Here is an 11,089-nt window from a genome sequence, read left to right as displayed (position 1 = left end):
TCACCGCCGGTCACGGTGCACAAATCACTCGGGTGGGGCCTCGAGATAGAGGGCACCCCAGACGATTTGGGTGAGCGTCGCGGCGAGTTCGGCATCGTAGGATGCCGGCTGCGAAGGCAGATTGACGTGACACGTGCGCTCGACCAACCACGTGAGCGCGCTCGCGGTGGTGGCGGCGGGAAGCTGCGGACGGATTGACCCGTCCGCCTGGCCGTCCTCGATCACGCGGGTCAGTTGCGCGGTGATGCCGGCGAGCAGTTCGCGGTAGGTCTGCCCGACGAGTGAGTCGTAGGCCGACATTTCGTTGAGCGCGACGAGCAGCGGCTGGTGGCGGCGATAGCTCGCGATGATGCCCGACATCGCGGCGCGCACATCGGCGGGATCGCGACGGCCCGCGACGCCCCACCACTGCTCGGCATCGCTCGCGAGCTCGCCGAAGACCTGGGTCGCCAGGCGGCGCAGCAGGTGGCCTTTGTCTTCGAAATAGATGTAGAAGCTCGCCCGCGAGATGCCTGCTTCGGTGGCCAGTCGGTCCACGCTCAGCTCGGTGAAACTCGTGCCGTCCGACATCAGCCGATCGGTCGCATCCAGTAGCTGCCGTTCGATCTGCTCGCGCCGTTCCTCACGCTTGGCCTGCGGCTTTCGCGTCACAGATGGCATGTCGCCAGCGTATCGGTTCCGATCACATGTTGACTAGACACTCTGTCTAGACTTATTGTCACACCATGACTGTGTCGCCGCTCACACGTCCGTACGATTCGATCGACTTGTCCTCGCGGACGTTCTGGGCCACCACCGCGGCCGAGCGGGAAACCGCGTTCGCCGAGCTTCGGGCCGCCCGGCCGGTGAGTTGGCATCCACCGGTCGAGGACGCGCTCATGCACGATCCGGACGATCGGGGATTCTGGGCGGTCACCCGGCATGCCGACATCGTCACCATCAGCCGTGACAGCGAGACCTTCCGGTCCGGCAAGGGCGTGATATTCGAGAGCGTGCCCGAGGAGTTGTTGGAGGCCTCGCAGTCGTTCCTGGCCATGGACGCGCCGCGGCATACCCTGATCCGCAAGTTGGTCCACGCCGCGTTCACCCCGCGTCAGGTGGCCCGCATCGAAACCTCGATCAAAGACAACGCCTGCCAGATCGTCGCCGAACTCAAGACGGCAGGAAGCGGAGTCGATTTCGTCGATCACTGCGCCAAGGAACTGCCCATCCGCACGCTCTCGGACATGGTCGGCATTCCCGAATCCGAGCGTCAGCAGGTGGCGCATGCGGCCGACGCCCTGGTGTCCTGGGCCGATCCGGTATACCTCGCAGGCAGAAACCCGCTGGAAGTACTGGTGGAAAACCAGATGTACCTACATCAGGTCGCAGGCGAACTGGCAGCGCAGCGCCGCGATCAGCCCGGCAACGATCTCATCAGTGCATTGGTCCAGGCCGACGTCGACGGTGACCGCCTGACCGACGCCGAAGTCTCCGCGTTCTTCGTGCTGCTCGCGGTGGCGGGCAACGACACCACCCGGCAGGCCACGAGCCACGCGCTCAAGGCGCTGACCGACTTCGCTGACCAACGCGCGTGGCTTCTGGCGGATTTCGATGGCCGGATCGCCTGTGCGGTAGAGGAATTCGTGAGGTGGGCATCGCCCGTGATGACCTTTCGGCGCACCGCGGCAACCGATGTCGAGCTCGGCGGCCAGCAGATCGCCGCGGGCGACAAGGTGGTGATGTTCTACGCGTCGGGCAACTGGGACACCGAGGTGTTCGACCGGCCCGAGGTGCTCGATCTGAGCCGAAAGCCGAATCCGCACCTGGGATTCGGCGGCGGCGGACGGCATTTCTGCCTGGGCGCCCATGTGGCGAGAACTCAGCTGAGGGCGATCTTCGCCGAGTTACTGCACCAGCTTCCCGATATCGCCGCAGGCGAGCCGGCTTATCTGCAAGGCAACTTCGTGCACGCTATCCGGGCGATGCCGTGTACGTTCTGACCAGTTCACCGGCGAGCAGCGTCAGCATCTCCGAGCAACCCGCTTCGACCTTGACGGTCGCGAGATCGTCGCCGCGAGTGGGGCCACGGTTGATGATCGCGACGGGAATGCCGCGCGCCGCCGCGTGGCGGACGAACCGGTAGCCCGAGTACACGGTCAGCGACGAGCCGGCAACCAGAAGGGCCTGCGCCGCATCGACCAATGAATAGGCCTGCCCCACACGGTCTTTCGGAACGTTCTCGCCGAAGTAGACGATGTCGGGTTTGAGCATCCCGCCGCAGACGGGGCAGTCCACGATGACGAACGATGCGGTATCGCTCACGACGGCATCGGCATCCGGAGCCACCGCGATTCCCCCGACGGCTTCGGCACGTTCCAGGAACCCCGGATTCGCACGCTCCAACAGATCGGCCAACCGGCTTCGTGGCATGGTGTGACCGCACTCAAGACAGACCACCTGCGCATAGGTTCCGTGCAGGTTGACCACGTCGCGACTACCGGCCTTGGTGTGCAGCAGGTCCACGTTCTGGGTGATCAGTCCCGACACCACACCGGAGGCTTCGAGCGCTGCCAGCGCGCGGTGACCGGCGTTGGGCTGGGTGTCGTCCATATGCCGCCAGCCGACGTGGTTGCGGGCCCAGTACCGCTGCCGGAACGCCGGATCGGACGTGAACTGCCGGATGGTCATCGGGTTGCTCGGCGGGGAGTCCGGCCCGCGGTAGTCGGGGATACCGGAGTCCGTGGACATCCCCGCGCCCGTGAGCACGGCGACACGGCGCCCTTGCAGCAGGGTGACGAGTTCGGGTGCGTCCACCCTGTCGAGGGTAGATCGGTCGGAGACGTGGCTGTTCAGCCGGGGACCGACGTGACGGTCGCCATCGATCTCGGCTGACTGTCGACTCGTCAGGCCAGGCACTCGGCGGCCGGGACGACCTCGGCGCTCATGTTCCGCCGCATCATCTCCACCGCGGCCGCACCGAGCCCGGCGTCGATGTGGGCCACCGCGTCGGCGGGAACCACGACGTCGAAGTGGCGGACGTAGGCGTCCAGTGCGCTGTAGAGGATGCATTGTTCGGTGACCTGACCGGCAAGGATCACCCGCTCGGTGCCCAGCCGACCCAGCAGATAGTCCAGCGCGGTGGCGTAGAAGACGCTGTGGCGCACCTTCGTCAACAGCAGGCAGCCGTCCTCCGGCAGGATCGGCCGGACCAGATCCGGCCGCTCGCCGTCGAGCGCCGATTCGACGATGTCGCTGAACTGCGCCGTGAAATCGCCGTAGTTGTCGTTGACGTAGATCAGGTCGACATCGTCGCGCTCGCGCGCGGCCTTGATCAGGTTGACCAGCGGATCGATGATCCGGGCGACGTTGGGCGCCAGCAGTTCGGCATCCTCGTGCTGGTAACTGTTGAGCATGTCGACGACGACGACAGCGGTATCGCTCATGAGATTGTTGATACCCCGTCACCCGATCTTGACACTTCAAGGGCAACAATAGGGAGCGATGGACTTCTACAGCGCCTACCGCCACGGTTTCGCGCGGGTTGCGGCCTGCACTCATCACACCGCGCTGGCGGATCCGCCGGCCAACGCCGAATCGGTGTTGCGGTTGGCGCAGGCCTGCCACGACGATGGCGTCGCCGTCGCGGTCTTTCCCGAGTTGACGTTGTCGGGCTATTCGATCGAGGACATCCTGCTGCAGGATGCGCTGCTCGAGTCGGTCGAAGAAGCGCTCACCGAGATCGTCGCGGCGTCGGCGGTGCTGGCCCCGGTGCTCGTCGTCGGCGCGCCACTGCGGCACCGGCACCGCATCTACAACACGGCTGTGGTCATCCACCGCGGTGCGGTGCTCGGCGTCGCCCCCAAGTCCTACCTGCCGACCTACCGCGAGTTCTACGAGCGCAGGCAGCTGGCGGCGGGCGACGACGTCCGCGGCACCATCCGAGTCGCGGGTGCCGACGTGCCGTTCGGCCCCGATCTGTTGTTCGTGGCCGCCGATCTTCCCGGTCTGGTCCTGCACGTCGAGATCTGTGAGGACATGTTCGTGCCGGTGCCGCCCAGCGCGCAGGCCGCGCTGGCCGGCGCGACGGTGCTGGCCAATCTGTCGGGCAGCCCGATCACCGTCGGTCGCGCCGAGGACCGGTGCCTGTTGGCGCGCTCGGCGTCGGCACGCTGCCTGGCGGCATACATCTACGCCGCGGCGGGCGAGGGGGAGTCGACGACCGATCTGGCGTGGGACGGCCAGACGATGATCTGGGAGAACGGGCTGCTGCTCGCCGAGAGCGAGCGTTTTCCGCGCGGCGAACGGCGCGCCGTTGCCGACGTCGATCTCGAGTTGATCCGATCGGAACGACTCCGCATGGGCACGTTCGACGACAATGCGCGCCACCACGCTGCCGCGTCGGACTCGTTCCGCCGGGTGGAGTTCCAGCTCGACCCGCCGACCGGTGACATCGGGCTGTTGCGGGAGATCGAGCGCTTCCCGTTCGTCCCGGCGAACCCAGCACGGCTGCAACAGGATTGCTACGAGGCCTACAACATCCAAGTCTCGGGGTTGGAGCAACGCCTGCGCGCACTGAATTACCCGAAGGTCGTCATCGGCGTATCGGGCGGTCTCGATTCCACGCACGCGCTGATCGTTGCGGCGCGCGCGATGGACCGTGAGAACCGCCCGCGCAGCGACATTCTGGCGTTCACCCTGCCCGGCTTCGCGACCGGCGACCGCACCAAGACCAACGCCATCCGGTTGAGCGAGGCCCTTGGCGTGACGTTCGAAGAGATCGACATCAAGAAGACCGCCCAGTTGATGCTCACGGAGATGGACCACCCGTTCGGCCGCGGCGAGAAGGTCTACGACGTCACGTTCGAGAACGTGCAGGCCGGCTTGCGGACCGACTACCTGTTCCGGCTCGCCAACCAGCGCGGCGGCATCGTGCTCGGCACCGGCGACCTGTCCGAACTCGCGCTCGGCTGGTCGACGTACGGGGTCGGCGACCAGATGTCGCACTACAACGTCAACGGCGGGGTGCCGAAAACCCTGATCCAGCACCTGATCCGGTGGGTCATCTCGTCCGGTCAGTTCGGCGCCGTGGACTCCGACGTCAACGAGGTGCTGCAGTCGGTGCTCGACACCGAGATCACGCCCGAGCTGGTCCCGACCGGTGAGGACGAGGAGATCCAGAGCAGCGAAGCCAAAGTCGGACCGTATGTGCTGCAGGACTTTTCGCTGTTTCAGGTACTGCGTTACGGGTTCCGCCCGTCGAAGGTGGCCTTTCTGGCCTGGCATGCCTGGCATGACCCGACGCTCGGTGACTGGCCTGCCGGTTTTCCGGAGGACAAGCGCCCGGCGTACTCGCTCAAAGAGATCCGGCACTGGCTGCAGGTTTTCGCACAGCGGTTCTATTCGTTCGCGCAATTCAAACGCTCGGCACTGCCCAACGGGCCGAAGGTGTCGCACGGCGGCGCACTGTCACCGCGCGGTGACTGGCGGGCACCGTCGGACATGTCCGCCCGCATCTGGCTCGACGAGATCGAACGGGAAATTCCGGAGAGCTAGCGGTTGAGCCCGATACCCGGCACGAAGCGTCCCACGTTCGCGGTGTATGACCGGTAGGTATCGCCCTGCGTGGCAAGCAGATACGGTTCCTCGACAACGCGGACCTGCAACTCGATCGTCGCGACGAGCAGCACGAATCCGGCGATCGCCACCAGGTTGGGGGTGATCAACGCGATCCCGAATCCGAACGTCATCATCGCGACGAAGATCGGATTGCGCACCCGGCCGAAGATGCCGGAGTCGACCAGCGTCGTGGTCTCGTCGGGATCGACGCCGATGCGCCACGAGTCGCCCATGCCGATCTGCGCGTAGACGGTGGCGGCGATACCGATAAGGGCCAGGATCAGCCCAGTGAACTGAATCCAGCTGGTGTGCAGGGTATTCAGCGGTGTGACGAGTCCGATCCACTGCAGAATCGGCGCGGCCACCGCCGCGAGGAGCGCGACGATGAAGCCGACGCCGGCGAACCACTCGACAGATCCGGGCCTGCCGCTGATTCCCTTGAACCCGGTGGAGCCCGTGTGTCGCCATTGCAGCCAACTGCGCCAACCGAATCCGAGAAGCGCGAAGACCGCGAACAGCGCGAGCGCGAGAATGGGCATGAGTTTCTCCTCTAGCAGCATGGGTCACCACGCCAGGCGTTGATGCCTTCGCGGACGGCCAGTGCGGCGATCACAAGTGCGGCCACGCCGTCGGCCCACGCCCACCCGAACAGCGCGTTCAACAGCAGGCCGACCAGAAGCGCGGCGGACAGGTACGTGCACAGCAGTGTTTGCTTGGAATCGGCGAACGCCGAACGGGATCCGAGCTCACGTGCGGCCCGGCGCTGAGTCAGCGACAGCACCGGCATGACGAGCAGGCTCGCGGTCGCGAGTGCGATGCCGACCGGTGAATGCGCGGCTTCGCCGATGCCGAACAACGACATCGTCGCGTCGACCGTCACGTACGCGGCGAGCGCGAAGAACGAGAATGCGATGAGCCGCAGTGCCGTTCGTTCCCGGGTCTCGGGATCCTTGGCGGCGAACTGCCACGCCACCACCGCCGCCGAGGACACCTCGACCGCCGAGTCAAGGCCGAACCCGATCAGTGCCGACGACGACACCCGAGCACCCTCGGCGAGTGCGATGACCGCCTCGATGACGTTGTAGGTGATCGTCGCCGCGACGAGCCAACGGATACGGCGGGCCAACACGTCCTGGCGGGTGGCGGTCGCCATCAGCAGCAGCCGTCGGTGTCGGCGCTGGGACAGCAGGCCGGGTCCACGGCGAGCACCAGGCCGACGAGGTCGTCGAGTGCGTGCGCGATTCGGCGGTCGGCGAGTTCATAACGGTTGCGCCGGCCTTCGGGCTGGACCACCACCAGCCCGCAACCGCGAAGGCAAGCCAGGTGATTGGACAGAGTCTGGCGGGACACCCCGATGGCGTCGGCGAGGTCGGAGGGATAGTGCGGCCCCTCGCGCAACATCAGCAGGATGCGGGCGCGCGTCGGGTCCGAGAGTGCGTATCCGAACCGAGACAGCGCGGTGCCGTTGATGACTGTCTCCACATCTGGGACAGTACATCGAAAACTGAATTCAGAAAAGCGTGAACTAACTCAGAGTCGGCCGTCGGTCCGGAGCTCGGGATGGACCCACTCGGGCGATCTCCGCTGCTTGAAGGCGCGGAACCCTTCGGCGGCCTCATCGCCGCTGTAGCTGGCCTTCATCCCGATCCGGTCGAACAAGCCCAGATAGTTGTCCAAGCTGGACTTGACCACGCCACGGGCGCGCGGCGCGGTGCGGCAGCATTGCGCCAGCACCTCACGCGCGGTGTCGAGCAGTCGGTCGTGCGGCACGACGCGCGCCACCATGCCCCAGTCGACCGCCTCGTCGGCGTTCAGCGTGCGGCCGGTGAACATCAGGTCGCGCGTGCGCACCGGTCCGATCAACCGGGCCAGCATCTGGCTGTAGTACGTGTCGGCGATGCCGCGGTAGAGCTCGGGCACCCGGAATGTGGCCCGGTCGCTGACGACGGCCATGTCGCTGCACATCGCAATCTGCAGACCGCCGCCCTGGCACAACCCGTTGACCGCGCTGACAACTGGTTTGACGGACTGGCGCAGCGTCTCGAACGGCGTCACATCCATCGACAGGGCCGCGCCGAAACTCATCCAGTCGTCGACCCCGTCCCCGCCGCCGAGATCGCCACCCGGCGCGAACACGTCTCCCGTGCCGGTGATCAGCAGACCTGCGAGGTCAGGATCGGACTCCACATGCGTGACGGCGTACCGGATCCCGAAGTACATCGCCGGCGTCATGGCGTTGCGCGCCTCAGGCCGGTCGAGCGTGACGACGCCGAACGGGCCCTGCCGCTCGAACTTGAGATATGGCGTGCCGAGCCAGTCGCCTTCGGGCGGTCGCGGTGTCATAGCTGGCGACTATAACGGCAACGGTATCGCCTTCAGTTGGTCGCCTCAGTGCGTCAGCACGGCGTCGATGTCGGCCGCGTCGGGCGCGCAGTCGCCCGCACCGCGCACCAAAGTCGCAAGCGCACCAGCCGCGCACGCGCGTCGCAGCGCATCTTCGTGGCCCGATTGCCAGCCGGCTGCCAGGACACCGGCGAACACATCACCGGCCCCGGCCGTATCGACGGCGCGCACCTTGGGGGCGGGGACGTCGAAGCGTTCGTCCTCGCCCAGATAGCTCGCTCCTTTCGAGCCCCGGGTGATCACGAGATGCTTTACCGGCCAGTGCCATTCCGCGGCTTCGGTCTCGTTGACCACGACCACGTCGACCGAGTGCGACAGCGCCAGCAGGTGGTGTGCCGCGGTTCCGGCGGGTGACGCGTTGAGCATCACGACGGCTCCGGCCGCACGGGCCAGCCGGGCCGCCGCGATCGCGGTCTGGGCGGAAATCTCGAGCTGCAACAGCACGACGTCGGCGCCGCAGATCGCGGAACGGGCGGCCGCCGAATCCACCTCAAGAAGCGCGTTCGAGCCAGGTGCGACGACGATGCTGTTCTCACCGGCGGCGTCGACCACGATCACGGCCGATCCGCTCGGGCCGGGCAGACTCACGACCGCTTCCTGGTTGACGTCGTTGGCGCGCAGGTGCGCGCGCAGGGACCCGGCCGCGGCGTCGTCGCCGACGGCGGCCACGAGTGCGACGGTGCCGCCTGCGCGCGCGGCGGCGACGGCCTGATTGCCGCCCTTGCCGCCCGGTGTCGACACGAGCGAGGACGCCAGGACGGTCTGGCCCGGACGCGGCAGCGTGCGCACGGCGAAGGTGAGGTCGGCATTGATGCTTCCGACGACACATACGCGCGAAGGAGCCATAGCCGACAACGCTAGACGAGCCGGGGCCTGACACGCGTCGAACGCTGCCAACAGGTCGGATACGCTGGCTGGATGAGCGTTCAGACGCAGTCGAGTGCTGTTGCGGTCCCGGACGCGGACCTGCGTGGACAGGTCCACGACGCCGCGCGGCGGGCCAGGGTCGCGGCCCGGACGCTGGCGACCTTGAGCGCCGCGGCGAAGAACAGCGCCCTGCACGCGGCCGCTGACAGCGTGCTGTCGCATGTCCACGAGGTACTGGCCGCCAATGCCGCGGATGTCGAGGCGGCGAGCGCCGCTGGCACTCCCGAGGCCATGCTCGACCGCTTGGCCCTCAACCCGCAGCGCGTGGACGGTATCGCTGCCGGTCTGCGTCAGGTCGCGGGCCTGCCCGATCCGGTCGGGGAAGTGCTGCGCGGCCGCACCCTGCCCAACGGCTTGCAGCTGCGTCAGCAGCGGGTGCCGCTCGGAGTCGTCGGCATGGTCTACGAGGGCAGGCCCAACGTGACGGTCGACGCGTTCGGCCTGACCCTGAAATCCGGTAACGCGGCGCTGCTGCGTGGCAGTTCGTCGGCGGCGCGATCCAACGACGCGCTGGTGATCGCGCTGCGGTCCGCCCTGGCCGGTGAGGGGCTGCCGCTCGATGCGGTGCAGCTCTTGCCGAGCCATGACCGCGCGAGCGTCACGCACCTCATCCAGGCGCGCGGCCTCGTCGACGTGGTGATCCCGCGGGGCGGCGCCGGTCTGATCGACGCCGTGGTGCGCGACGCTCAGGTCCCGACGATCGAGACGGGCGTGGGCAATTGCCATGTCTACGTTGACGAATCGGCCGATCTCGACCTGGCCGAGAAGATCCTGCTGAACTCCAAGACGCGGCGGCCCAGTGTGTGCAATGCCGCCGAGACGCTGTTGGTCGACCGCGCGGTCGCGGAGACCGCGCTGCCACGGCTGACAGCGGCGCTGCAGGGCGCCGGTGTCACCGTGCACGCCGATCCCAGCGACGACGAACTGCGGGCCGAGTTTCTCTCGATGGACATCGCCGTGGCCCTGGTGGACGGGGTCGACGGGGCGATCGACCACATCAACACCTACGGCACCGGACACACCGAGGCCATCGTCACGACCGATCTCGCTGCCGCCCAGCGCTTTACCGAGCGCGTCGACGCGGCCGCGGTGATGGTGAACGCGTCCACCGCGTTCACCGACGGAGAGCAGTTCGGTTTCGGCGCCGAGATCGGCATCTCCACCCAGAAGCTGCATGCCCGCGGGCCGATGGGATTGCCCGAGCTGACCTCGACCAAGTGGATCGTGTGGGGTGACGGTCAAACCCGCCCGGCTTAGACAACCAGGAGAGATATGAGCGTGCCCGCACGCCCGGCGCCGCTGTTCGCCGACATCGACGATGTCGCGCGACGGCTGGCCGAGACCGGCTACCTGCCCGATACCGCCACCGCCACCGCGGTTTTCCTCGCCGACCGGCTCGGCAAGCCGTTGCTCGTGGAGGGGCCCGCCGGCGTCGGGAAAACCGAACTGGCCCGCGCGGTGGCCCAATCGACGGGTTCGGAGCTCGTGCGGCTGCAGTGCTACGAGGGCGTCGACGAGGCGCGTGCGCTCTACGAGTGGAACCACGCCAAGCAGATCCTGCGGATCCAGGCCGGCCAGGGCGCGGGAGCCGATTGGGACCGCACGAAAGACGACGTGTTCAGCGAGGAGTTCCTGCTGACCCGTCCGCTGCTGACCGCGATCAAGCGCACCGACCCGACCGTGCTGCTCATCGACGAGACCGACAAGGCCGACATCGAGATCGAGGGGCTGCTGTTGGAGGTGCTCTCCGACTTCGCGGTGACCGTGCCTGAACTGGGCACCATCACCGCCGAGCGGCCGCCGTTCGTCGTGCTGACCTCCAACGCGACCCGCGAGTTGTCGGAGGCGCTCAAACGCCGCTGCCTGTTCCTGCACATCGACTTCCCCGATCCGGACCTCGAGCGGCGCATCCTGCTGTCCCGGGTGCCGGAACTGCCCGAGCACATCGCCACCGAACTCGTGCGCATCATCGGCGTGCTGCGCGGCATGCAGCTCAAGAAGCTGCCGTCGGTTGCCGAGACGATCGACTGGGGCCGCACCGTGCTGGCCCTCGGTCTGGACACGATCGACGACCAGATGATCGCGGCAACCCTAGGTGTGGTGCTCAAACACCAGTCGGATCAGCAGCGCGCGGCCGGCGAGCTCCGGCTGAATTGACGGG

Annotated in this window: 12 protein-coding genes; 4 read left to right on the top strand and 8 right to left on the bottom strand. The window is 67.1% G+C overall.

Annotation, left to right across the window (positions count from 1 at the left end; genetic code table 11):
* Nucleotides 1-24: 24 nt before the first annotated feature.
* Nucleotides 25-660 (bottom strand): TetR/AcrR family transcriptional regulator, encoded by a 636-nt coding sequence (locus ACRCUN_RS15660; protein WP_462142542.1) that lies wholly within the window; start codon nt 658-660, stop codon nt 25-27.
* A 65-nt stretch (nt 661-725) separates the two neighbouring features.
* Here ACRCUN_RS15660 and ACRCUN_RS15655 point away from each other — a divergent pair, with 65 nt between their 5' ends.
* Nucleotides 726-1,982 (top strand): cytochrome P450, encoded by a 1,257-nt coding sequence (locus ACRCUN_RS15655; RefSeq protein WP_462142541.1) that lies wholly within the window; start codon nt 726-728, stop codon nt 1,980-1,982.
* Here ACRCUN_RS15655 and ACRCUN_RS15650 read toward each other — a convergent pair.
* Entirely contained in the window at nt 1,954-2,796 is an 843-nt protein-coding gene (locus tag ACRCUN_RS15650) for an NAD-dependent protein deacetylase (RefSeq protein WP_462142540.1), read from the bottom strand. The two genes, ACRCUN_RS15655 and ACRCUN_RS15650, sit on opposite strands and share 29 nt — an antisense overlap.
* Nucleotides 2,797-2,885: 89 nt before the next feature.
* Nucleotides 2,886-3,425 (bottom strand): cysteine hydrolase family protein, encoded by a 540-nt coding sequence (locus tag ACRCUN_RS15645; protein ID WP_462142539.1) that lies wholly within the window; start codon nt 3,423-3,425, stop codon nt 2,886-2,888.
* 58 nt (nt 3,426-3,483) lie between these two features.
* Between ACRCUN_RS15645 and ACRCUN_RS15640 the strand changes: the two genes are divergently transcribed.
* Entirely contained in the window at nt 3,484-5,535 is a 2,052-nt protein-coding gene (locus ACRCUN_RS15640) for an NAD(+) synthase (RefSeq protein WP_462142538.1), read from the top strand.
* Here the strand turns inward: ACRCUN_RS15640 and ACRCUN_RS15635 are convergent.
* From ACRCUN_RS15635 to ACRCUN_RS15615, 5 genes are read right to left on the bottom strand one after another with little or no spacing between them, the layout of a single operon-like run.
* A complete protein-coding gene (locus ACRCUN_RS15635) occupies nt 5,532-6,137 on the bottom strand; it encodes a methyltransferase family protein (RefSeq protein ID WP_462142537.1) in 606 nt (201 codons plus the stop codon). The genes ACRCUN_RS15640 and ACRCUN_RS15635 overlap by 4 nt on opposite strands.
* Nucleotides 6,138-6,148: 11 nt before the next feature.
* The gene (locus tag ACRCUN_RS15630; RefSeq protein WP_462142536.1) at nt 6,149-6,751 is read right to left on the bottom strand and encodes a cation efflux transmembrane domain-containing protein; all 603 of its coding nucleotides are present in this window, start codon (nt 6,749-6,751) and stop codon (nt 6,149-6,151) included.
* A complete protein-coding gene (locus tag ACRCUN_RS15625) occupies nt 6,751-7,080 on the bottom strand; it encodes an ArsR/SmtB family transcription factor (protein ID WP_462142535.1) in 330 nt (109 codons plus the stop codon). Before ACRCUN_RS15625 ends, ACRCUN_RS15630 begins: the two co-directional genes overlap by 1 nt.
* Before the next feature lie 48 nt (nt 7,081-7,128).
* The gene (locus ACRCUN_RS15620) at nt 7,129-7,941 is read right to left on the bottom strand and encodes an enoyl-CoA hydratase/isomerase family protein (RefSeq protein ID WP_462142534.1); all 813 of its coding nucleotides are present in this window, start codon (nt 7,939-7,941) and stop codon (nt 7,129-7,131) included.
* A 45-nt stretch (nt 7,942-7,986) separates the two neighbouring features.
* Nucleotides 7,987-8,847, bottom strand: a complete 861-nt coding sequence (locus ACRCUN_RS15615; RefSeq protein WP_462142533.1) for a ribokinase — start codon at nt 8,845-8,847, stop codon at nt 7,987-7,989.
* Between the two features lie 72 nt (nt 8,848-8,919).
* Here ACRCUN_RS15615 and ACRCUN_RS15610 point away from each other — a divergent pair, with 72 nt between their 5' ends.
* Both ACRCUN_RS15610 and ACRCUN_RS15605 read left to right on the top strand, forming a co-directional pair.
* Nucleotides 8,920-10,185 (top strand): glutamate-5-semialdehyde dehydrogenase, encoded by a 1,266-nt coding sequence (locus ACRCUN_RS15610; protein WP_462142532.1) that lies wholly within the window; start codon nt 8,920-8,922, stop codon nt 10,183-10,185.
* A 15-nt stretch (nt 10,186-10,200) separates the two neighbouring features.
* On the top strand, nt 10,201-11,085 hold the full coding sequence (locus tag ACRCUN_RS15605) for an AAA family ATPase (protein WP_462142531.1): 885 nt from the start codon (nt 10,201-10,203) through the stop codon (nt 11,083-11,085).
* The last annotated feature ends 4 nt before the right edge of the window (nt 11,086-11,089 follow it).

The sequence above is a fragment of the Mycobacterium venezuelense genome, assembly GCF_054919535.1.
The sequence above is the reverse complement of the archived record's forward strand: the minus strand, read 5'-3'. Positions and strand labels throughout refer to the sequence as shown.